The sequence below is a fragment of the Pelagibaculum spongiae genome, assembly GCF_003097315.1.
GTDB lineage: Bacteria > Pseudomonadota > Gammaproteobacteria > Enterobacterales > Pelagibaculaceae > Pelagibaculum > Pelagibaculum spongiae.
On sequence record NZ_QDDL01000004.1, the window covers coordinates 107,603 to 131,744 of the forward strand.

General features: G+C 42.5%; 16 protein-coding genes. 12 read left to right on the plus strand and 4 right to left on the minus strand.

What is annotated here, in order from left to right; translation table 11 throughout:
* The first annotated feature begins 15 nt into the window (after positions 1 to 15).
* The 4 genes from DC094_RS11240 to DC094_RS11255 all read left to right on the plus strand — a co-directional run bounded on the left by DC094_RS11240 (position 16) and on the right by DC094_RS11255 (position 4,061).
* On the plus strand, positions 16 to 1,068 hold the full coding sequence (locus DC094_RS11240; RefSeq protein WP_116687213.1) for an ABC transporter ATP-binding protein: 1,053 nt from the start codon (positions 16 to 18) through the stop codon (positions 1,066 to 1,068).
* Positions 1,068 to 2,078 (plus strand): ABC transporter ATP-binding protein, encoded by a 1,011-nt coding sequence (locus tag DC094_RS11245; protein WP_116687214.1) that lies wholly within the window; start codon positions 1,068 to 1,070, stop codon positions 2,076 to 2,078. The genes DC094_RS11240 and DC094_RS11245 overlap by 1 nt, the downstream gene beginning before the upstream one ends.
* A 330-nt stretch (positions 2,079 to 2,408) precedes the next feature.
* Positions 2,409 to 2,921 carry a hypothetical protein gene (locus tag DC094_RS11250; RefSeq protein ID WP_116687215.1) on the plus strand — a complete coding sequence of 171 codons (513 nt, stop codon included), beginning with the start codon at positions 2,409 to 2,411 and terminating at the stop codon, positions 2,919 to 2,921.
* A 135-nt stretch (positions 2,922 to 3,056) separates the two neighbouring features.
* Positions 3,057 to 4,061 carry an SLAC1 anion channel family protein gene (locus DC094_RS11255; protein WP_116687216.1) on the plus strand — a complete coding sequence of 335 codons (1,005 nt, stop codon included), beginning with the start codon at positions 3,057 to 3,059 and terminating at the stop codon, positions 4,059 to 4,061.
* 135 nt (positions 4,062 to 4,196) lie between these two features.
* Here DC094_RS11255 and DC094_RS11260 read toward each other — a convergent pair whose 3' ends face one another.
* Positions 4,197 to 6,446, minus strand: coding sequence for a hypothetical protein (locus DC094_RS11260; protein WP_133245526.1), 2,250 nt, complete (start codon positions 6,444 to 6,446; stop codon positions 4,197 to 4,199).
* Positions 6,447 to 6,713: 267 nt separating this feature from the next.
* On the opposite strand from DC094_RS11260, the gene DC094_RS11265 reads away from it, so the two are divergent.
* The 3 genes from DC094_RS11265 (at position 6,714) to DC094_RS11275 (ending at position 10,873) form a co-directional block, all read left to right on the plus strand.
* Positions 6,714 to 7,226, plus strand: coding sequence for a DUF2301 domain-containing membrane protein (locus tag DC094_RS11265; protein WP_116687218.1), 513 nt, complete (start codon positions 6,714 to 6,716; stop codon positions 7,224 to 7,226).
* Between the two features lie 546 nt (positions 7,227 to 7,772).
* The gene (locus tag DC094_RS11270; RefSeq protein WP_116687219.1) at positions 7,773 to 8,750 is read left to right on the plus strand and encodes a DmsE family decaheme c-type cytochrome; all 978 of its coding nucleotides are present in this window, start codon (positions 7,773 to 7,775) and stop codon (positions 8,748 to 8,750) included.
* A gap of 137 nt (positions 8,751 to 8,887) precedes the next feature.
* Positions 8,888 to 10,873 carry an MtrB/PioB family outer membrane beta-barrel protein gene (locus tag DC094_RS11275; RefSeq protein WP_116687220.1) on the plus strand — a complete coding sequence of 662 codons (1,986 nt, stop codon included), beginning with the start codon at positions 8,888 to 8,890 and terminating at the stop codon, positions 10,871 to 10,873.
* A 57-nt stretch (positions 10,874 to 10,930) separates the two neighbouring features.
* Here DC094_RS11275 and DC094_RS11280 read toward each other — a convergent pair whose 3' ends face one another.
* Positions 10,931 to 12,535, minus strand: coding sequence for an NAD(P)/FAD-dependent oxidoreductase (locus DC094_RS11280; RefSeq protein ID WP_116687221.1), 1,605 nt, complete (start codon positions 12,533 to 12,535; stop codon positions 10,931 to 10,933).
* Between the two features lie 227 nt (positions 12,536 to 12,762).
* Between DC094_RS11280 and tsaA the strand changes: the two genes are divergently transcribed.
* Together tsaA and DC094_RS11290 are read left to right on the plus strand one after the other, a co-directional pair.
* A complete protein-coding gene (tsaA, locus tag DC094_RS11285; RefSeq protein ID WP_116687222.1) occupies positions 12,763 to 13,239 on the plus strand; it encodes a tRNA (N6-threonylcarbamoyladenosine(37)-N6)-methyltransferase TrmO in 477 nt (158 codons plus the stop codon).
* Positions 13,240 to 13,665: 426 nt separating this feature from the next.
* Complete coding sequence (locus DC094_RS11290; protein WP_116687223.1) at positions 13,666 to 15,912, plus strand: patatin-like phospholipase family protein; 2,247 nt, start codon at positions 13,666 to 13,668, stop codon at positions 15,910 to 15,912.
* Between the two features lie 160 nt (positions 15,913 to 16,072).
* Here DC094_RS11290 and DC094_RS11295 read toward each other — a convergent pair whose 3' ends face one another.
* On the minus strand, positions 16,073 to 16,471 hold the full coding sequence (locus DC094_RS11295; RefSeq protein WP_158527296.1) for a DUF302 domain-containing protein: 399 nt from the start codon (positions 16,469 to 16,471) through the stop codon (positions 16,073 to 16,075).
* A 680-nt stretch (positions 16,472 to 17,151) separates the two neighbouring features.
* Between DC094_RS11295 and DC094_RS11300 the strand changes: the two genes are divergently transcribed.
* Both DC094_RS11300 and DC094_RS11305 read left to right on the plus strand, forming a co-directional pair.
* The gene (locus DC094_RS11300) at positions 17,152 to 17,403 is read left to right on the plus strand and encodes a hypothetical protein (RefSeq protein ID WP_133245527.1); all 252 of its coding nucleotides are present in this window, start codon (positions 17,152 to 17,154) and stop codon (positions 17,401 to 17,403) included.
* A 177-nt stretch (positions 17,404 to 17,580) separates the two neighbouring features.
* The gene (locus tag DC094_RS11305; protein WP_116687226.1) at positions 17,581 to 18,174 is read left to right on the plus strand and encodes a YhgN family NAAT transporter; all 594 of its coding nucleotides are present in this window, start codon (positions 17,581 to 17,583) and stop codon (positions 18,172 to 18,174) included.
* Between the two features lie 12 nt (positions 18,175 to 18,186).
* Here DC094_RS11305 and mltF read toward each other — a convergent pair whose 3' ends face one another.
* Positions 18,187 to 19,647: a membrane-bound lytic murein transglycosylase MltF gene (gene mltF / locus DC094_RS11310; protein WP_255420892.1), complete on the minus strand. Its 1,461-nt coding sequence runs from the start codon at positions 19,645 to 19,647 to the stop codon at positions 18,187 to 18,189.
* Between the two features lie 122 nt (positions 19,648 to 19,769).
* Between mltF and purL the strand changes: the two genes are divergently transcribed.
* Positions 19,770 to 23,669, plus strand: a complete 3,900-nt coding sequence (gene purL / locus DC094_RS11315) for a phosphoribosylformylglycinamidine synthase (RefSeq protein ID WP_116687228.1) — start codon at positions 19,770 to 19,772, stop codon at positions 23,667 to 23,669.
* The last annotated feature ends 473 nt before the right edge of the window (positions 23,670 to 24,142 follow it).

The following is a 24,142-nucleotide window of genomic DNA, read 5'->3' on the forward strand; positions in this document are numbered from 1 at the left end:
GATAAGGATTAAGTCATGGCACTGCTTGAAGTAAAAAACCTTTGCGTAGAATTTGCAGTCAGGACTAATTTAAACAGTCAGGGCGCAGTGAAAGCTTTACGAGATGTATCTTTTCAAGTTGGAGCCGGTGAGCGACTCGGTATTGTCGGTGAGTCGGGCGCGGGTAAATCAGTTGCAGCATTTTCGATTCTCAATTTAATCAGTAAGCCGGGTTACATTAGTAGTGGTGAGATTTTATTTGATGGCAAAAATCTGGCAGAGATGACCGAAAAACAAATTCGGAACGTGCGTGGCAACCGAATTTGCATGATCTTCCAAGATCCGATGATGACATTAAATCCAGTACTGACGATTGGCACTCAGATGATTGAATGTTTAAGGGCCCATCGGAAAATCAGTAAAAAAGAAGCTAAGTCGATAGCAATTGATCGTTTAGCTCAGGTAAAAATTCCTTCGCCAGATAAACGAATTGACCAATATCCCCATGAATTATCCGGCGGTATGCGCCAGCGAGTGGTGATTGCGATTGCCTTGCTGACCGAACCAGAATTGTTAATTGCCGATGAGCCAACCACGGCGCTGGATGTAACGATTCAGGCAGAGATTATGGATTTACTGGTGAGCTTATGTGAAGAACATAAGGTTGCACTGATCCTAATTACCCATGATTTGGCGGTGGTGGCTGAAGTGACTCAGCGGGCGGTGGTGATGTATGCCGGGCGGGTTATTGAAGAAGGTCCAACTCGGGATGTTATCGATAATGCTTACCACCCATATACCAAAGGTTTAATTGCCGCATTGCCTCAGCAAGCTCAACCCGGTGGTCGGTTAAATCAGATTCGTGGCAGCATGCCAGGCTTACAAAATACCCCTGATGGCTGTGCTTTTCATCCGCGTTGTGATTTTTGCTTTGCACCTTGTCAGCAGCAAGTTCCGGAAGAATATTTAGCCGCAGAAGTGGCGGATGGCCAACATCATCGAGTCGCTTGTCATTTGTTTAACCCGCAATATACGGAACAAGCAAAGCAAGCCATTGAATTAAAAAATAAGCAGGGAGGGTCGAAATAGTGAGTCAAACGATTCTAAAAATTAACGACCTGTATAAAAAATTCGATATCTCAGGTGGCTTGCTAGATCAATTAGGTTTTGATGGTGGCAAGTTGATAAGACGCCAGCAGTTTGTTCATGCAATTAATGGCGTTAATTTAGAAGTACAAAAAGGTGAGACGCTTTGTGTGGTGGGTGAAAGCGGCTGCGGTAAATCGACTGTTGCTCGTACTGTGATGGGTTTGAACCGGCCGACTAGTGGCACCATTGAATATAAAGGTCAGCGGATTGATAACTTATCTGCCAATCAATTAATGCCATATCGCAAAAAGATGCAAATGGTGTTTCAAAATCCCTATGCATCGCTTAATCCTCGAATTCGGGTGCAAGATGCATTAGAAGAACCGGTCAGATTCCATTTCCCTGAGTTATCACCCTCGGGCATTAAAGATAAGGTTGCAGAGGTGATGGCGTCGGTCGGTATTGACCCGGCGTGGGGTGAGCGCCATCCCCATGAGTTTTCAGGTGGTCAGAAGCAGCGAATCAGTATTGCGCGAGCATTGGCGGTAGATCCAGAATTTATTGTTGCTGACGAGCCTATTTCAGCGCTGGATGTGTCTATTCAAGCGCAAGTTTTAAATTTAATGACAGAGGCGCAAGAAAAGCGTGATCTGACTTATCTATTTATTACCCATGATTTGGCAGTAGTGGAGCATTTTGGTACTCGAGTTGCAGTGATGTATCTTGGTACATTATGTGAGCTGTCTGAAACATCAGTTCTGTTTGAAAACCCGCGCCACCCTTATACTCGTGCGTTATTGAGTGCTATTCCAAAACTGGAGCATAATCGCCCACCGCAAGTAAAAATGCAGGGTGAGGTGCCTACTCCGGTTGATTTGCCGCCAGGCTGCGTGTTTCATGGTCGTTGTCCTTACGCCAATAGCCGTTGTAGCAGCGAAATTCCTAGCTTGTTACCTTTGGCTGATGGACGAATGATTGCCTGTCATGCGGTAGAAGAAAACCGGGCTTAATTATACTTGTTGTACTTGAAATTGCAGGGGTGTTAGCTTCTTTCGCTCACCCCGATCACTTACCACTGTAAGTGATCGGGGCTTCGCTCATTTATCGCCTACCTGCAATTCCGATTATTTTGACTGCATATATGAATTTAGTGCTCTTTTCATCACACTTTTTAAGATTGGAAGGGCACTTGTCTAGTGATTTACCAACCTAGATCAATTTTCCATGACATCTTAACAGCAATAATGAAATGCTTATTAGCTGCTGTTTGATGCCTCTTGCATCGAATTAAGCATTCAATTTGAGTCGATACAAGGGTCTCTTGCGGTATGAGAAAACTGATGCTGGTTAGTATTCTGATGCTTTGGCTGTCTCCGACGTATGCGCAACAAGTGGAAGCTGAATGTATAACTACCTTCGGTTACAAATCTTGCCAAGTTCGTCAGGATGGTACGATCAGAAAGAAAAAATATTATATAGAAGAAGACGGTAATGAGGTTTTGTATTCAGAAAGCTTGAAAAGGCGCCCTAATCGAGGTGCTGGCCAATCAATTGATTGGGTTATTCTGGATATGCCGTTGAGAAAGTTCCTTGAGCAAGCGCATGGGCAGCAATTCAATTGCATTGAAGATGCTCAACTGAATTTGCGCACCTGTACTAAGGAAATCCAAAATCAATGTGGTGCCGATGGGTTCCTTAAACAGTTTTATAAAGTGTATATTCGTCGAACGCGAGTAAACAGAATTATTATGTATCAAGACTGCTGGCATGGTGGAATTGATTCATCCCCTGATATTGAAAAACAAATATTGCAAAAACATCAGGTGACCGACGAATTTAAGCATTACCGATAGCAGTTATTACAATTACCCTCCAAAGTTTCGATAATTGAAGCCTTGGGGGGTGATTTGTATCTGACTAAAAATAATAATTTCTTATGTCTCATCTGATGTAGGCCAACGGATACCGGTAAATATAGTGGTTTTCAAATGAAAAATTCTGATCTTCATGGTCATCATGGACTAGATCAATCTGAACCAGAAAGTTGGCTTGCCTGGTTTCCGGTGGCATTCTTTCCGGTGGTTATGGGTTTGAGTGGACTGGCGCTTGCTTGGCAAAAGGCAGCAGTGGTTCTGTCATTACCAGTGATTATTGGTAATGGATTAGCTTTGATTGCAGCCTTCGTCATGCTGCTGATTAGCAGTTGTTACCTAATTAAATGTTTCAAGTTTGGCAAGCAAGTTGCTGATGAGTTTGCTCACCCGGTTAAGTTGAGCTTTTTTCCGGCTTGGTCGATTGGCTTGTTATTGCTAGCTGGCTGTTTAATGCCGTTTAGCAAAGAGCTGGCGACGGCACTGTGGGTGGTTGGTAGTTTGGCGCATCTGATTTTGTCGATTACCGTGATTAACCGCTGGATATATCATCCGCAATTTAATCTGCAGCATATAACTCCGGCGTGGTTTATTCCTGTAGTCGGTAATGCCTTGGTTCCGATCGCTGGTGTGGCGTTAGGTTTTGAAGAAATCAGCTGGATGTTCTTTTCAGTTGGCATGATTTTCTGGCTCGTGTTGAAAGTATTGGTATTTAACCGTTTGATTTTTCACGAACCACTGCCAGATCAATTATTGCCAACACTATTTATTTTGATTGCACCGCCTGCGGCAGGTTTTGTCGCTTGGATGGCATTAAGCCATGGTCAATTGAATGGAATCGGCCGCGCACTATTTTCTCTAGCATTATTTCTAGCCTTGCTATTGCTCAGTCAGTATCGCCGCTTTTCCCGCATTCGATTTTTTATGTCTTGGTGGGCTTATTCATTCCCATTGGCAGCGCTTTCTGTTGCCTGTCAGATTTACTTTGAACAAGTCGGTGGGCGACCGTTGCAAGCTTTGGCATGGGGTTCATTGCTTTTAGTAAGCTTTGTTGTGCCGGTGTTAACCTTAAGAACGATACAAGCGATTCTATCGGGCGGGTTGTTTAAGCCAGGTCATTAGTCAGCCAAATAGTCTTAATATAAAAAACCGTGTAAAAATACATTTTACACGGTTTTTTTGCTATAGAAATTTTTGAATGTGCAGCGTGATTCATGCAATAACATTCGATAACAGAGTCTCTCTCGTTATTGAATTTCAATCATCATAAAACCCAATCAACCGAATACTATCTGGTATAAAGCGAAACCGCTGTTGTTGCCAAGCAGGTTCTGCAGCTTCTTGATAGCGCTTGCGTGGTACTCGTGCAATCAGTATTTGGTAATTTGCCATGTCGGGCTCGATAGCATCAGAGATGTCGGCATAATACGGTTGCATTTGATCCCCAGAAACTTGAAAGGTAGCGATCAAAGAAAGGTCAAGTCCTAAGCCATTGGCGCTCTTAATATCATGCAAGGTTTGGATAGGGTGTTGGGAAGTAAGCTGTTGGTTAACTAGCCCTTTTAAGGCTAGATCAGACCAGTCTAGCGGAATGGTGCCTGCAGATTGGTTGGCTTTAAATAAATCACTATTTGTAGATATTTGAACCTTAGGTGCCTTGAAAACATGCAATACATGATCTTCAGTCAGTGCTTGTTCATTCCCCTTAATTTTTAACCACAGTTTATTAAGCTGTTTTCTCTTCGGTAGTAAAAAATCCATATAAAGCATTTGTCTTTGTTCTTGTTGGCGCAACAAAATGCTATTGGGCTGCTTGCTGGCATCTTTATGGCTAATCAAAATTTTCTGGGCAGGTTTATATTCTCTTAACTGATTGCTGTGGTTAGCATTATGAAAACTTAGCAGTTTAATCGTTTGAGATAGAAGTGGCGTGGTGATTTTTTTGTTCCAAGGCATCAAGGCGATAGCAGTGGGTTGCCCAGCGTAGGTCTGGCTAATGTCGCTGCTGGTGATAATATTACCTGCCTTAATGGTATCCCATGGTACACGTAGTCTTAAGCTATGCATTTGATTGCTGTTGTTGACCAGCAATAAATGATAATCATTGGTTTTAGGGTTTCTGCAAGCTAATGAGCTAACGCCGTTCAGATTGCTACTGCTTTCAAATAATATACTACCGGCAGGGCAGGCTTTATTAATCATTCGAAAGGCTTCTCCAGAACGAGTAATGCCGCCAAAAGATCGAGAAATAACTTGTTTATTATTGGTTTTTCTGGCTTTAGATTTGTTTTTTTCACTCCAAAGCAGATAATTTAAATTACTCTTTACTCTATCATCGTAGCCGGGTGATTGTTTAATTTGCCTATCTCCCGAAAGCTCAGATATAAAATAGCCGCCTTGGTGAAAATTAAATTTCATTAACCGAATTAAAGCTTCACTAAACCAGCCAGCAACTTTAGGGTCATGGGTGTCTGTTTCATAATAAGCGGCGTAGTTAGCAGAAATCGCATTGACTTTAGATAACATTACCGGCATTGGCTGACCATGTTTCTTCATTGCTAAATCTAGTTTATTGAGGTTTTTGCTTAATTTTTGATCCCAACGGAAATGCTGGTAAGCAAAGACTTGAAACAGATCGGTTTTGTCTTCGCTGGAGCTGTGTTTCCAACTAGATTTTTGGTTGCGTAAGAAAAGCTTCTCACCCCAGCGAGATTCACCTCGATTACCTGATAAGCGAACGTCGGTAAAGTAGTTTTTCTCACTACCCGGTGCGGCAATTTGTGCTTGATATTCTGTTTCAAAAAGTTGGTTATTATCATCGGTTGCAGTGTGAATGGCATCTGCAGCAACAGAAAAAGCATTTGACCAAAAATGCACTTTCAGTTTTTTTTCGACGGGTGCCGAGTCCAGCTCTAAATGGTTAATGCCATGTTCGTTGGTTAGCCACCAGCTTATCAGGTAGTAGTAGCTCCATATTTTCCAGCGCCGGTTCCAGCTTTTGCTGGAATCGTTGACTGTGGAGAAATAGCCCCATTGTCCCAGGCGATCGTTGGCTACCAAGAAAGACGCCACGCCATTTTGTTTTAACCGGTTCAATAGTCGATTGCTCTGCCCAGTTTTGAATACATCTTCCAGCTTTGCTTCTTCAAATAATTTTGCCGGGTTTTTTCGCAGCCAGTCCCGTCGTTTGTTGAATGCTTCAAGGCTCGAAACTCGAGGCAAGGCATTTTCAAAGGCTTTGCTAGCAGGTTCAAACCTCAGTCGAATTGCTTGGGTGTGTAAATATGAGATTAAATTCAGGTCAGGGATTTCTGTGGCGGTATCTTGTGGGAGTCGAACTAGGTTGCTCAGATCAAGGCCGGCCATTTTGGCAACGCGGCGATGCTGCAAGGGTATCTTTTTTATAAATGTGTTAATTGGCAGGCTAGTTGCTGGCGATGGCCACCAATTAAGCTGACTCTTTTGCGATTGAAAATAGTCGGTTATGGGCAAGGAAATTTTGCTCATAGCGTTACTTTCAAATGCAGCGGCTGATAACAGTAAACCCGATAGAAATATCAAGGGTTTGCTGAGACTGGCTGTGACGAAGGATTTACCGGCTTGATACCAAGCATGATACCCAAACATAATTGTTACCTAAAACATCTTCCCTTTGTAGGTATGGATTGATTGGTCAAGCCCTGCCAGACTAGCTTGCTACTAATGGTTAAAATTGTGAGCTAGGCAGTTTTTTAGTCTTGATTTAGCGAGCAAATAATCTAATGGAAGGAATTTATGGCAGACCCTCATATTAAACCGGTAATGGACGCCTTGGATTACATCACTGTCGTGATCTATCGATCGGGCTTTGTAGTTGGTGGCATCGCTTTGTTAGGAAGCTTATTGTGGGGCGTAGAGGCAAGCATGTTGCCATTTCTCACTGCAGCAGCAATGTGCGCGTCGTCGCTTCATATTTACGATAAAAAAATTCGCAGCATTCTACAGTTTGCTGCTTGGGTAGGCTTGCTGTTAGCGAGCTGGCAAATTTTACCGATGCTGGCTTTTGGTGCCGGTTTGCTGGTGATGGGCGGCTTATCATACAAAGAATACTTCTGCTTTAAAGTGCCAGGGCTGCAGGCGATGCCCATTTGGGTTGCTGTATTGTGGTTGCTTCAGCTATTTGATTTAACGTTGTTGGCAAATATTGGTGGTAGCGCCTGTGGTGGCTTATTGCTGCTGTTGGCATGGAAGAAATGGCAGATGCCGTTGCACTTTGATATCGGAGATAAGAGCAACTATCAGATCTGATGAGTTGTTCATTTTCTGTTTAATTATCATTGTTATAACACTTCGCAATCGATCTTTTAAAAGCCTGTAATATTACAGGCTTTTTTTATCTATATTTTTTAATTGTTCGATAATTCAGTGCCTTACCCTGGTTGTAATCATTGTATAAGAAGTGTTAATAAACATATGAAATCACTTGCATTTTTTTTAGTGTTGCTGACGAAATTTTTGTTTAAGAAAATTAGAAAAAAACTCGATAAGCGAACCTATTTAAAGCATCATTGTTGGTGAGGAATGATTTTTTGAACATTCAGAACACTGCCGTGTAGGTTCATTTTTACTGTACTAATAGTTGTAACGAATCGTAAACATTTTTGGCGATAAGGCTCGATAGCTGAAATGATAGTGATAATGGTTAGTTGTTTGTTTTTAATGCGCTTTTTGATTCGATATGTTGTTTTATATGATGTTCCTCTGTTTTGATATCGGTTTTAATTGATATCTCGTCAGGCAGCAACATGTTGGTCGCGGGTTTTACTAAGCTGATTTTTTTGGGTAAAAAATAAAATGAAAAAAATACTCAGAAACATATTTCAACAACATAAAACTTTGTTTTTTTCAGTATGGGTTAGTGTTGCGCTTTGTGTTTTCTCTGCAGCTGTTAGTGCTGAGCTAATAGAACTATCGGTTCAGGATTTACAACAAGATATCAATGTTTTACTGGAGGAGAAGTTCAAGACAGCTAATTATTCTCAGCGGGGAGCCGATACGTGTCTGGCGTGTCATAACCAATATTCTGACAAAGACGCTACTGGTATTTTTAGTAGCGGTCATGGCCGAGTAGATATAAAAGATGGACCTTTCCAGCGGCAAGAGTGTGAAACCTGTCATGGTCCAATTGGTGAGCATGCAACCTGGCCAGAAGAGGGGCAAGTTAGAGAGCCGATGGTGACTTTTGGTGAAAATTCACCTGTGTCCAAGCATAACCAAAATAGTGTTTGCCTCAATTGCCATCAAGATGATCATAATAAAACTACTTGGTTAGGTAGTGCTCACCAATCGAATGATGTTGGCTGTACTTCTTGCCATACGCTGCATCAAGGTGATGACAAGGTTCGAGATAAAACTGATCAATATCAAGTGTGTACTTCCTGTCACCAAGAACGAAAAATGGATAAGCATAAGCGTTCTAATCATATGTTAGGTGAAGGATTGTATGCCTGTAGTAGCTGTCATAATCCTCACGGAACACTTAACCAGAATATGCTGATTCAGCCGACTATTAATCAGACATGTACTGAGTGTCATACCGAAAAAAGAGGTCCGTTCCTAAATGAGCATGCGCCGGTTGCAGAAGACTGTGCACTTTGCCACAGCCCACATAGTTCTAATGAGCGCTATTTGCTGAAGCAACGGATGCCTTTCTTATGTAAGAACTGCCATGTTGGGCAACATCAAAATGTGGCGGGCAATGTGGGTAGCGCAATCAATGGTAAGTCTTGCTTAAATTGCCATAGCGATATTCATGGCGGCAATCAATTATAACGATTTATGCCGACACGGTGGTGTGCTCTGTCGGCTACATCGAATGTGTTGGGTAATTCATTCATAAAATAACATCTTACTTGCCAGGCGCGTTGTAAACCAAAAGCTTGTGTTGCCTGACAAGCAGAGAGGCGAGTATGAAAAGCAGAATTGATAAAAATGATGCTTTAAAGTTGGTTGCTGTCATATCTAAGATTGCTACATCTATGGCAATGGTATCTTTAGCCGCGATGACATCTGCTGAAGTATCCGCGCAAGGATTTGATTTTAGCCGAATCAACTCTGGAGAAATCGATACCAGTCAATGGCAATGCGAAACCTGTTTGAATAAAAGTAATCGTAAAACAGATGTATCTGTTAACGCGGGTTATTCAACTGACAGTAAACTTGCTCAAGAAAGACTAAGGCAGAGTGATAGCAACGGTGTTTTAGCAGAAACAGAAGCGAGTTACCTTTCGCGCCAGAAGCAATATCAGCTCACTGCAGATGCGAAATTAAGCACTGGTCAAAATAATATTCAGATTGAAATGCAGCGACATAATTCATATTCGCTTGCGCTGAATGCTAACCAGATTGTTTATCAAGATGACTTGAATATTACCCCGCGTGGCGGTTTGATCTATGGCGGTACTATTGGCGCTAACAACAGCCAATTTGACCGTAAAAAACAACAAACACAAATTAAAGCTGAAAAATATTTATCTCAAAACACCAGTGTTTTTGTTGAGCTAGAACATAAGAAAAATACTGCCAGCGGTACTCGGTTAAATTACTTATTTTTTAATCAAAATCCTCAAGTCGTTTTCTCTGAGGTTGATAACAAAGAAATTAAAGTAAATACCGGGATACAACATCAACTTGAAAATGGCCAGTTCCAGTTAAGTTACCAAGCATCAAGGCTAACCAATGATGGTAAAGTCTATGGGCAAACTATTTTGAATAATGATCGGATAGCGCGAAGTACTGCGCCGAATAGTTTATTTCAAACAGTGGCTTTGTCGGTTAATTATCGGGTTAGCGAAAAAGATCATCTATTCTCGCAATTAAGTTATGGCACTCTGGAGCAAAACAAATACTTGAACGTTGATCAGCTAGCTGTTGGCCAAAATAGAGAATTGAATGGGTCAATCGATAGTATTAATGCAAACGTTCGATGGATTCATCAGTTTTTCTCTCGATGGAATCTGAATCTTGACTATGCATTTGACCAAAGAAAAAACAAATTGGACGTGCCGCTTTTTGTTAATGGTATCGCCAATTGGTCTAAGAATAATCTTCGTAGTCAACGCTATAGTTCAGAGCTGTCGGGGCCATTGGCAGGCTTAAATCTCAAGTTGGGCGCAGAAAATCGCTCGAACTGGCGGCCAGATCAAAATAGAGAGCATACAGATCAAACTCGTTTGTGGCTAAAGGCACGTAAGTCTTTATCATATAGAACTAGCTTGACCGGTGAGATTGCATGGTCAGATCGAGACGGTTCAGAGTTTAAAAATACCAGTCAATCGATGGATTATTACCTTGCCGATTTACAGCAGCAAAAAATTGAATTGAAAATGAATACGGCTGTTCAGCGGTTAGGAATTAACACTCGATTATATCTGTTGAAAGATCAATATGATAAAAGCCAGAGTAGTTTGGTTGAAGAAAACCGCTTAGGTGCAATTTTGGGTGCCAGTTATCATACCGGTCAAAATCACTCGTTTTATGGCTCGCTATCGCTGGAGCGAACTGATTATCTACGGGATTACACTCAGCCAGTGAGTAATGGTCAAGGTGGTTATTTTGGAGAAGTGGATCAACAGCTAGACTTTTCAGGAATCAACATAGGCTCTAGCTGGCAAGGGTTGCAGGAAAACCATCTTGATTTATCGATTGATATTAACTGGCTGCAAAGTATCGGTGATTATCAGCAAGTGAATGCGGAAAACGCTGATTTTCGTTCAACATTAGTAGAAATTTCGGGCGATTACCGACTGACCCCTAAGCTGAGCTTGCAAGCTGAAATGGCCTATCAGAGAACCAATGAAGACGATTGGCAGCAAGATAGCATTTATTGGCTAGGCAGCAAGCAATTAAATGAAAGTGGTTACCAATATTTGCTGGGAATGAAATATCAGTTTTAAGTGAGGTAGTTGATTTTGATAATCCGGGCTCCATTTAAAGAGCCCGGAAATAACCGATTAAACTTTACTATTAATACTTAAAGCAATCGCTTCGGCAATTTTGATACCGTCAATAGCTGAAGACATAATGCCCCCTGCATAACCCGCACCTTCGCCTGCAGGATATAATCCCTTGGTATTAATGCTCTGGAAATCTGCGCCACGCTTAATATTGATTGGTGAAGAAGTTCTAGTTTCAACTCCGGTTAATAAAGCATCGTCGGTAGAAAAACCCTTAATTTTTTTATTAAATTCTGGAATGGCTTCTCGAATCGCTTCTACACAAAAATCCGGTAAAGCTTTAGACAAATCAGTCAGCTTGATACCTGGCTTGAAGGAAGGTTTAATTTTACCTAGCTCGTTCGATTGATTACCTCTGAGGAAATCTCCAACCTTCTGTGCGGGTGCATCGTAATTTTCGCCACCTAAAAGATAAGCATTACCTTCTAATTGACGTTGCAGTGCGATGCCAGCCAATGGATGGCCAGGGTAATCAGAAGGGTCAATGCCAACCACTACAGCACTGTTGGCGTTGCGCTCATTTCGCGAGTATTGGCTCATGCCATTGGTCACAACGCATTTTTCTTCTGAAGTAGCGGCGACAACGGTTCCACCAGGGCACATGCAGAAGCTGTAAACCGAACGGCCGTTTTTACAGTGGTGAACCAGCTTGTAGTCTGCCGCGCCTAAAATTTCATTGCCTGCATTGGGGCCAAAGCGTGCGTCGTCAATCATCGACTGCTCATGCTCGATACGAAAACCAATCGAGAACGGCTTGGCTTCAATGTAAACGCCCTTGTCATGAAGCATTTCAAAGGTATCGCGCGCACTGTGGCCAATAGCTAGTACGATATGACGAGAATTTATTTTTTCGCCATTAGACAGCGTTAACCCAGTAATTTGGCCATCTTCGCGGTCGATATCATCCACCCGAGCACTGAAGCGAATTTCGCCACCGAGCTCGATAATTTTTGCCCGCATTTTTTCCACCATCGATACCAGCTTAAAAGTACCAATGTGCGGTTTGCTGACGTACATAATTTCTTCTGGTGCGCCAGACGCTACAAACTCTTCTAAGACCTTTCTGCCATGCAACTTAGGATCTTTCACCTGACTGTAAAGTTTGCCATCTGAGAAGGTGCCTGCGCCGCCTTCCCCAAACTGAACATTGGATTCTGTATTCAGTTGCTTCTTGCGCCAAAAGCCAAAAGTGTCTTTGGTTCGCTCTCGTACTTCTTTTCCTCGCTCAAGAATGATGGGTTTGTATCCCATCTGAGCAAGAACAAGCCCGCTTAACAGTCCGCAGGGTCCAAAGCCAATCACTACCGGGCGTTCGGTTAGACCTTCCGGTGCCTTGGCAACATAGTGGTAGTTTAAGTCTGGCGTTTGCTTCACTAATTGATGATCAGCGAAATTGGCCAGCAATTGTTCATTAATATTGGTTTCAACATCAAGGGTATAGATTAAGAATATATTGGCTTTCTTGCGTGCATCATAGCCGCGTCGAAATACGTCAAAGCGAACAAGTTGTTCTTTTGTTATATCTAAACGAGATAAAATGGCATCGGTCAGCGCAGTTTCATCATGGCTGAGCGGTAATTTGATATTGGACAGACGTATCATTGAAGAGGCACCAGATTGCTTAGCTGTTACTTAATTAGAGTAAAGGCGGCATAGTACGATATTTTTTATCCTGTTGCTGATTAAATATCAGCCAAATGCCGCTCTGCATCTGTTCATGTTTTAGCCTTGGTTGATTTGATCTTTGTCGGAATTTTGTTTTAGCGCAGCCTTATAATGACAAGTTACTAGCTATGTAATGCTATAAATATGAATTGCAGGTGGATTTTATGCAGCAAGTCAGTATTCAGCCAATAGGTGTTATCAATACTTCTTTTACCGAAAAATCAGGCGTGCCAATTCAAGCTAAATATGGTGATGAATTTGTCGGGGAAATTCTGCTAGAAACTCAATATGTCGAAGGATTAAAAGATCTTGACGGTTTCAGTCATATTCATTTGATCTATCACTTTAACCAGCATTCAGATTACCAATTGCAGGTGGTGCCTTATATGGATGATCAGCCAAGGGGTGTTTTTGCCACGCGGGCACCGACCCGGCCATCAGGTATTGGTATGTCATTGGTTCGCTTGTTATCGGTAGAAGGAAATCGAATTCGGTTTGCCGGTGTCGACATGCTTGATGGCTCACCTTTGTTGGATATAAAGCCCTATTACCGAGATATTGATGAACGCACCGATGCGGTTTGTGGCTGGTTAGAGCAAGGTGTTGAGCGCCAGAGAACCCGCTCGGATGGTCGATTTTAACTGGGGTATTTATCAAGGTATTTTAAAGCTGCTCAGAATCTTCTGGGCAGTAGGGTTGGAAAAGCAGTCTTAAACTATTTATGTCGAGAGGTTCGTCGTTTCTAGTGCTGTCTGTTTTTTATGCGGGCAGCCAGTAGGGTAATGGTTCTACAAACCTTCTTTGTTGCAGTTCAATCTACTGTTTCTATGAGCAATTTTGTAGCTTGCTATAGCAGTATCTGTAATAGCTTTGGTGATATGTGAGATGATCATCTTCAGCTAGGTCGCAAAGAATATTATAGATGTCTACGCTATGGCTATGCGTAGGGTATTTAAACGATTTCTTGTGTGAGTTTTCAATGGCGCAACAGGCTAGTGAAGTATGAGAAACATAAGGTTAACAAGCCCTAGATTACCAATTGTTTTTCAAATTTATTAAAAAACAAAATGAAAAAATTAAATTATTTTAATTCCATCATATTTGCCAAAGTAATAACCTTGTTCGTATGTGCGATGGTTGTTCCTTCGGTAGGTTATGCCTGTGATTTTAATGATGAAGACGGCCTTGATGTGGCGTTAGTATTAAGCGGTGGTGGTGCTAAAGCCAGCACGCAAATCGGCGCATTACAGGTTTTAGAAGAGATGGAAGTCCCCATTCACTGCATTATCGGCACCAGCATGGGTGCGGTGGTTGGCGCTTTTTATTCCGCCGGTTATTCTGCTGACGAAATTGGCGATATTTTTACTGAGAATAACTGGGGTCGATTATTTGCAGGTATCGTTCAGCGCAACGAAAAATCCTATGTTGAGAAAAATCGGGAAGCAGATTATTTATCAGGAAATATTGCGGGTATCAGCGAACAAGGCGCACAATTGCTGGGTGGAATAAATTCAATGCAGCGGCTCAAAGGGCTGTATCGCCATTTGCTACGTGATGTGCCAATAGATGCTCATTTCGATCAGTTAAACATACCTTTTCGGGCGGTAGCAACAGATTTGCAAAGTGGCGAAGCCAAAGTATTCGAACGCGGCGATTTAGTAGAAAGTATTTTGGCTAGCATGGCGGTGCCGGGTATTTTTGCGCCTAGAAAAATTAATGATCGCCTTTATATTGATGGCGGAGTTTCATCCACGTTACCGATTAGAACTGCCAAAGCGATGGGTGCTGATATTATTATTGCTCTTGATGTCAGTGAAGAGCCACCCAAACCCAATGCTAATATTTCTGTTACTCAAACATTTGATCAACTCGTTAATGTTATAATTTGGCAGAATTTACAGCAAGATTTGAGTTTTCTGCAACAAGGTGACGTTCATTGGAAACCCAATACGGTCGGCATAAAGACAGCATCTTATGAGCGTTCTGCAAAGGGTATTGAAGCCGGTAGGCAATATGCATTAACGCAGCCGCATCAAGTTTTGCAATCGATTATAAATAGAGCAGCACCTCGAAATGCACGCCCCCTGAAAACGATTAAAGTTGATCAAAAACCTGCATCAAATAAAATCTTAATTCGCAATGAAGGCATTATCAAAGAAAACATTATTAAAAGTCGCGGCAATATTGATAATGTTGACTGGCTTGATGTCGAGAAATCTAAGAAATTTCGAAATGAGTTAATGGCCTTTGGCGGGTTTGAAGAAGTCGATATTGGTAAAAAAAGTAATGGAGACATCGAGCTTAATTTAAAAAAAGATCGGCTAGGAAGAAACTTACTGCAGCTGGGATTTAATACGAGTAGTGATTTTAAAGGCGATTCAGATTTTTCGTTTTTAGCTCGCATAACTCGCAAACCGCTGTCTGAGTATGGAGGTGATTTTTCATTATCTGGCGAATTTGGAACTAATATCGCTTTAAATGCTAGCATTTATCAGCCAATTGGCAACGATGGCCGATTTTTCTTTCAACCAGAGTTATATGCTCGTTGGGATCGTGAAAGTTTAACTATTGGTGATGAGCGTATCGGTGATTTTTTAGTAAGAAAACTCGGTGTGCAGCTTGGACTGGGTCGAGAGCTTGGTACTTGGGGGTTGGTTGCAGTTGAAACCGAAATCAATAGAATCAAAGCGGATGACATTGTGACTACTATAGAAAATTTCACGTCATCATCGTCATCCAGAATCGGCGTTGGCTTAGTATTTGAAAGTGATACGCTAAACAGAACAGACTGGCCAACAAGTGGTAATTTGTTGAGTTTAAAAATAGCACGTTCATTTGATTTAGATGCAACATCAATAAATACTGACCGTTATGATGCGTCATTTATTTCTGCCTTTAATATAGCAAACAATTATGGCGTATTGTTTCATGCTCAATATGGAGAGATCGAGCATGAAAGTAATGCTGTTATAGTGGGTGTTGATTTTTATCAGCTTGGTGGTTTTAGGCAGCTGGGTCAGTTTAGAAACGGTTCTATACCAGTAACTAAATTTGGTTATGCTTCAATTGAAACATTTAAAAGATTAAGTGAAGATGGGAAGATTTTTTCAATACCTGCTTATGTTGGTGTAATTGGTGAAGTTGCTCGGATAGCACCAAGCGATTTTTTTAATATAGGACAAGAAAAAGACAACACCATTACAGGGACGCTCTATTTTGGTTTGGATACAGCTATTGGCCCATTCTTTATAGGCGCTAGCTATGGTGACCAAGATTTTTTAGAAGTGTTTTTTAAACTGGGTAAAACTTTTTAGCATTATGGTTTTTTCTGTAATAATGGAGGGTGATATGTTTTAAAATCAATCGTGTTCGAAAAACCTACTACTTCCCACGATTTTCTCATCTAACCAAAGTTTACCGTAAATCTGCCAACTTGCTGATAGCGTCTAATATTCTTTGGTTTTCATGCAGATTTTACGGCATTTCAATTACTTGGCGGGTTAATTTGTTAAAAAGCCGTGTTAAACGCCCGTTGATTTCCAAACAATTCTTTGAAAGCTGCTCTTGTGATAGCGGATCAATCCAAAGCGCGGGGTCTTTCCAGCTGATCCAGACTTGACCTTTATCATCTTGCCAAACCAGCGTTTTTTGAGGCAATTCTAATGCCAGACTTTGGTGGCAGCGAATCACTGCAGCATTGTCGACTAGGCTATCAAACAAAACTAATCGAGTAGGCGGTAGGTGGCGGCCAATACGCTGAGCACTTTTTTGTTGGTCAATCGATGCAAAGAGTCTCAAACCCTGTTTTTTGATTGCTTTTTCTAGTTTGGTTGATGTTTGATCGACAGTCCATGGGCTGGCTTTGTGTAACATGAAATCGCTGGCGCTTGCTGATGTGAAAAGAGCCGAGATAAAAAAAGCAAGGATAGCGACTATAAAAAATCTAGCGATTAAAAATTGAATGTTACAGGGTTGACCATTTGAAAAATTAGCTGATACAGCGTGGTTTAGTGAAAGCTGTGGGCTTAGCATAGATTCATCCGTGAACTATAGTGGTGCGTTTTTTGAGCTAGATGATTTCTTACAACAAATACCTTGTTAGAACGAGGTAATTAAAATCAACAGAGCAGTAAAATCTATTGGGTAAATCCTTTACCGCTATCAGATTTTGTAGCTTATTCTGTATTGTTTGTTGCTGCAGTTCAATGCTTAAAATTTAATTCATAGGTTTTTTATAAGGGTTTAACCGCGACGTTTCCTTTTGTAGCATCGATTGGATCGAGTTTGCGAATAACAAAGCTTCCAATCGAAAGCCTCAGGATAAAATAAAGATAATATCTACTGCTAAAGATTGAAGCGGTAAGTTCTTTTTTTCGCTAATGTTGTAGAAAGATTGTCGTTATTAATGGTTTAAGAACATAAGCAGTTATATCCAATATTCAATTGAGACATCTATTGAGTGTTGCTGATTCGACGGGTTATTATGTGGATGCTTAGATCAAAAGAAAATGCTTCAATTCAATCAGCATATAATAAAAACAAAAGGTATTAGTATGGCAATACTTACTGCAGCAATTCGCAATATCATCGGCACTCTTCAAGCTCATGCTCAGCAAAATGCAGCGCAGGATGAGCGAGTTGAGAACCTTTTGAATGGACTCTACGAGCAGCTCTATAAAGCACTCAATCGGGAGTTGCATGCTTTACCTGTTGCAGTGCAAAAATATGCAGAAGCCCAGGTCGATCATCTAGAGAGTGCAATAGATCAAGCGCTGGGCCTTTTGACTGATTTGCAAAAAGCTTAAGCGCTAGCACTATCAAGTAATAAGGCAGTCCGTGCTTTTACAGGTGCGGATTGTTTTTTTTGCCAAGATTATTTTTTACCACCTGCTATTCCTAATTTGCAACGGATAATCTGAAAGCAGATGCAGCAAATTTTTACCATGTTATAAGCGCAATATTGATTCTCTGTCAGGTTGCCCATGGACATTTTTGCTGCTGCCGTTACCTTGTTTTTGATCCTCGATCCACTGGGTAATATTCCAGTTTTTTTATCGATTCTAAAGGATCTTCCTGAGGAACGACGCTGCAAAGTCCTGCTGAGAGAATTATTCATTTCGTTAGCGATTTTGTTGTTGTTTTTATTCTCTGGTCAATGGGTATTAGAATTTCTGGGGTTACGCCAAGAGACGGTGTCAATTGCCGGTGGCATTATTCTGCTGATGATTGCAATTCGAATGGTTTTTCCGCCAGTTGAGGGTGGCATAATGGGTGATACACCAGAAGGTGAGCCCTTTATTGTGCCTTTGGCAGTGCCGATGATCTCTGGCCCATCTATTCTGGCGACCTTGATCTTGATGGCCAATCAGTATCCAGGCAAGCACATGGAACTGACAATAGCGTTATTGATGGCTTGGGGCGCGACAACGATAATCTTGCTTAGCTCTGCGATGTTAAACCGTTTTCTCGGTGAAAGAGGTTTGATTGCGCTAGAACGTTTAATGGGAATGATTTTGGTCATGCTGGGCGTGCAGATGTTCTTAGATGGATTAGCTGTCTATTTGCATTTGGTGTAATTAAATTGAGCTTTAGAATTTAGGTGTTTCGAAGTCGATTTCAGTATCGGTTTTGACGACCTCAAACTCGCGATCTTCCAGTTGTTTAAGTATTTCAAAATAACGGCGAATCCGCTTGACATAAGTAGCGGCTTCGTCGCCACGGGCAAATCCATATTTTAATTTTCGGTAGTAGCGTTTTTCTCTAAGTAATGGTAGACGCTGGCTAATTTCTGCCCATGAATCTGGGTTGCCACCTTGCCGCTGAGTTAATATTCGAACATCTTCCAGGTGGCCAAAACCAATGTTATATGCTGCAAGAGCCATCCAAGTTCTATCAGGTTCACTAATTCGATCGGGGATTCGATCTTTTAATTGCAGCAAATATCGAGTGCCACCAAAAATACTCTGCTTGGGATCTAAGCGACTTTTTACGCCGAGCTGTTTGGCAGTGGGTAATGTCAGCATCATCAGGCCGCGCACTCCGGTCGGTGATTTCGCTCTGGGCCGCCAGTGAGATTCTTGATAGCCCTGTGCAGCAGTTAAGCGCCAGTCGACTTGATCAGCAGCTGCTTCAATAAACCATTGGCGAAACTTGGGTAGGCGATTTGCGGTATGACGGATAAAGGTTCGGTTGTCGACATAATCAAAGTTGCGGGCATGACCGTAATGGCGTTCTAGAAGTACTTCCAGTTCGCCGCTTTGCCGCATACTGACTAACGATGCGTTAATTAGTTTTAATAGATCATTACTGTCGGGGTTTTGATCCGATGAAGTTTCGGTTTTCAAAACAGCCCAACTCAAATTGACTTGTTTGTCCATGCTAAAGCCAACCATTAGCTCTGGTGTAGTTAAACGCATTAAATCTAGTTGGTTGGAGTAGACCAGTGCATAGTCAATGGCGTTGTCATTGATTAATTCAAGCAAATCAATAGCATTAAGAGATTTAGATTCTCGCCACTTCAGCTGTGGCCAATCGGCCTGTATTTTTTGTAATCGATGATGGTGAGCGGTGCCAGCAGAAACGACTAAACTCCCCGACAGTTCTTCAGCACGCCTTGGTCGGTTTTCTCCACGACGAAATACCAGTTGGCGTTTTACTTGCATAAATGGATCGCTAAACAAAAAACGTTTTTTTCGTTGCTTACTTGGAGAAAGGTTCGCTGCAGCTATATCAGCTTGGCCACGTGCTAAGCCTTCATACAGTGAATTAATATTAGGGTAGCGAATGACTTCAATGCCAAGACCTTGTTTAGCTGCGAGCTGGGTAATTAAGTCGTATTCTGCGCCAGAAGGTTGGCTTTGATCGGTCTGATAAGTCGCTATATCAACTACTGTAGCTACACGTATAATGCCGCGGGCTCTAATTTGTTCCAGCGGATTTTCATTGTGTGTATAGCAGCTGACCAAAAGACAAGCTGTGAGTAAGGCAAGAATTTTTTTCATTGATACTTCTATTGATATTTGTAACTGCAGCCAGACAAAAGATAACACAAAGCCAAGGATCGAGGCGTTAGCTGAATCATTTGCGAAGATTCAGATCAAATCTGGTGTCAAATTTGTGAATCAAGTATGATTTGTGTCCCTGAAGTCGCTCAACGGTATAAGAAAAAACCATGTTGCAGCTCCGTGGTAGTTCCGCACTCTCAGCCTTTCGCGCCGAAAAACTTCTGGCATCTATTGTTGCGTCTGTTGCTTGTGCAAGCCGTATCTCGGCAGAGTTTGTCCATTTCGCCCAGTTAGATAACGATCTTACCGAGCAACAACTGCAGACGCTGAAGAAGCTATTGCAGTATGGACCAGCTGATTTGGATAGTTCAGCATCAGTCGAACAGGGCTATCAACAATTTGTTGTGGTTCCCAGACCAGGCACTATTTCGCCATGGTCATCCAAGGCAACGGAAATTGCCCATAATTGCGGCCTTGACGCCGTAATAAGACTGGAGCGAGGGATTGTATATCGTGTATGGGGAATTACTGAGCAGGATCGCTCTTCAATAGAAACAGAAATTCATGATCGGATGACTCAATGCGTACTTGAGCAAACCGATCAAGCAGACATTCTGTTTCAACATCATCAGCCTGGCGAGTTACGCCATGTCGATGTGCTCGTTGGTGGTCGAAGTGCATTAGCCGATGCAAACCAGCAATGGGGTTTGGCATTGGCCGATGATGAAATCGATTATTTGGTGGATAGTTTCAAAGAATTGGGGCGCAATCCAACCGATATCGAACTAATGATGTTTGCTCAGGCAAACTCAGAACACTGCCGACACAAAATTTTTAATGCCGATTGGATTATCGATGGCGAGAAACAGCCCAAGTCGTTGTTCTCGATGATTCGAAATACCCACGAGCATTATTCAACCGGCGTATTATCTGCATATAAAGACAATGCGTCAGTTATCGAAGGTTCGATTGCTGAGCGCTTCTTCCCTTCAACTATTGATCATGGCTACAGCTTTCATCGCGAGCCGATTCATATCTTAATGAAGGTTGAAACGCACAATCACCCGACTGCTATTTCGCCATATCCAGGCGCATCAACTGGTTCGGGTGGTGAAATTCGTGATGAAGGTGCTACCGGCCGAGGCGGTAAACCTAAGGCAGGTTTAACCGGTTTTAGTGTTTCCAACTTACGCATTCCAGAATACCAACAGCCATGGGAAATTGACTATGGCAAGCCGGAGCGAATTGTTTCGGCGCTGGATATTATGCTGGAAGGGCCGATTGGTGGTGCAGCATTTAACAATGAGTTTGGGCGTCCGAATATTTGTGGCTATTTCCGTAGCTTCGAGCTGGAAGTCGCAACCGATCAAGGTTCAGAAATTCGTGGTTACCATAAGCCGATCATGCTAGCTGGTGGCATGGGTAATATTCGTGCTGATCATGTTGAGAAAGTCATTTCTGCGCCAGGTGCCTATATCATTGTGATGGGTGGCCCGGCAATGCTAATTGGCTTAGGTGGTAGCGCGGCATCTTCGATGGATTCTGGCGCTAGCTCAGCAGATTTAGATTTTGCATCAGTGCAGCGCGAAAACCCAGAAATGGAGCGCCGCTGCCAAGAAGTGATTGATCGCTGTTGGGCACTGGGAGACCAAAACCCTATTGACTTCATTCACGATGTTGGCGCGGGTGGTTTATCTAATGCTTTGCCTGAACTGGTAAGTGACCAAGATCTTGGTGGCAGTTTTTCGTTGCGTAAAGTGCCGAATGACGAGCCAGGTATGAGCCCGATGGAAATATGGTGTAACGAGGCGCAAGAGCGTTATGTTATGACCATTAGCAAGCAAAATATCGATCTTTTTACTGCTATTGCCGAGCGGGAGCGTTGCCCGATTGCCATTGTCGGTGAAGCGACCGAAGCACAGTACATCAAATTGGCTGATGATCATTTTGACAATCAACCAATTGATTTGCCGATGAGCGTGTTATTCGGTAAGGCACCCAAAATGCTGCGCAATGTGACCTCGCGTCAAATTGAATGCCCAGCATTAGAAACCGAACAAATTGACTTGTCTGAAGCCATTGCAAGAGTGTTGTCGTTACCTACGGTGGGCGATAAAACCTTCTTGATTTCTATTGGTGACCGAACCATTACCGGTCTGATCAATCGTGATCAAATGGTCGGACCATGGCAGGTGCCGGTCGCGGATTGCGCGGTGACTGCTTCTGGTTTTAATGGCTACACCGGCGAAGCCATGGCAATGGGAGAGCGTGCGCCGACGGCCATTATTAATCCGGCTGCTTCAGCTAGGTTGGCCGTTGCCGAAACCATTACCAATCTTGCTGCAGCACGCATCGAAAAATTGAGTGATGTTAAGTTGTCAGCTAACTGGATGGCCGCCGCTGGCCATGCTGGTGAAGATGCTGCGCTTTATCAGGCAGTAAAAGCGGTTGGAATGGAGTTGTGTCCAGAACTGGATATTGCTATTCCGGTTGGTAAAGATTCAATGTCGATGAAAACTGCCTGGCAAGAGCAAGGGCAGGAAAAAGAAGTTGTATCACCAATGTCTTTGGTGATTACCGGCTTTGCACCCGTAACGGATATTCGCCAATCATTAACCCCGCAATTAAAGCGCAATAGCGGCGCAACCCGTTTGTTATTTATTGATTTAAGCGATCAAAGCAACGCATTGGGTGGTTCTTGTTTGGCGCAGGTTTATGGCGAACTGGGTGGTGAATCACCTGACATTTGCGCACCCGCGCAATTGGCGGGTTTCTTTGCTTCGATTCAGCAATTAAATCAGCTGGGCCATATTCAGGCTTACCATGATCGCTCCGATGGCGGTTTATTGGCTACCTTGGCTGAAATGATGTTTGCAGGTCATTGTGGTGTCAGTGTCTGGTTAGATGAACTGGCTGCAGACCCTGTGCAGGCGCTGTTCTCTGAAGGGCCGGGTGCAGTGATTCAAGTGGCAGTTGATCAGCTAGAGTTTGTTCGTGAAACGTTGTTAGCCCAAGGATTAGCCAATGATCAAGTACTGGATCTTGGTGGCTTGAACGAGCAGATGGAACTGCAAATTCATAATGCACAAGGGCAAATTTTTGCTGCAAATTACAGTTCACTTCGCCAGCGTTGGTCGCAAGTGACGCGTAAAATGCAGGCGTTGCGTGACAACCCTGAATGTACAGAACAGGAATACCAAAGAAATATTGATGCTACAGATCCGGGGCTGTTTGCCGATTTGTCATTTGATGTTTCTGAAAATATTGCTGCGCCGTTCATTAATTTGGGTAAAAAACCGCAAATGGCGATTCTGCGAGAGCAGGGTGTTAATGGCCAAACTGAAATGGCTGCCGCATTTGATCGAGCCGGTTTTGACGCGGTAGACGTACATATGTCTGATCTACATGCTGGCAGAATTCACTTGAAAGATTTCCAAGGTTTGGCGGCTTGTGGTGGTTTTTCTTACGGTGACGTTTTAGGTGCTGGTGAAGGGTGGGCTAAAAATGTGCTGTTTAATCCTCAATTAAGAGAGATGTTTGCTGAGTTCTTCCAACGCAGTGATAGTTTATCGCTTGGGGTTTGTAATGGTTGTCAGATGCTGTCTAACCTAAAGGAATTAATTCCTGGTGCCGATCTCTGGCCGCATTTGGTGCGTAATCGTTCCGAGCAATTTGAAGCACGTTTAACCATGGTTGAAGTGTTAGATAGCCCTTCTTTGTTTATGCAAGGAATGGCTGGCTCAAAAATGCCGATTGCGGTGGCTCATGGTGAAGGTCAAGCTGAGTTCCGTCATGGCAACTCATTGGCACAAATTCAGCAGGCTGGTTTGGTGAGTTTGAGATATTTAGATAATCATGGTCAGGCGACAGACAGCTACCCGGCGAACCCGAATGGCTCGCCAGAAGGGGTTACAGGCTTTACTTCAGCGGATGGTCGCAGCACTATTTTGATGCCGCATCCAGAGCGAGTGTTCAGAAGTGTTCAGCATTCTTGGGCACCAGAAGAGTGGGCCGAAGATGGCCCATGGATTCAAATGTTTAGAAATGCCAGAAAGCATATTGGTTAATTAATCAGATGCAATAAAAAAACGGAGCTGAGAGGCTCCGTTTTTTTATCTGAAAATTTTATTGGTTGACGCTTAACGCTTTGCTTGTAATCCATTGATTGAGATTTATAAGAATCCGAATCTGAATGCGCGTTGCTTGTTGTGTTAATAGAGGTGGCGATATGGTTATAGAAAATTTTTAATGAAGAAATTATCTCGAAAAAAGCTTGCTAGCGACCCAAGTAGTAAATGTTCATTTCTTACTTTAATGGTTTAATAAGAAGCTTTTTGAAATAAAAATGCTTCATGTTATTTTAGCAAGAAGCGTTTATAATTCTCAGATGAACATTCTCAGGTGCTTCGAGTCTTCATGGTGATTTTCTGCAACTGACTACAACTATTAGACGTGGTTTGAGTGAGAAGCGGACATAGTGTTACAAGTAGTAAAAAACATAAAATGTGGCATGATCTAATTAATGGCAAAAGTGTCACAA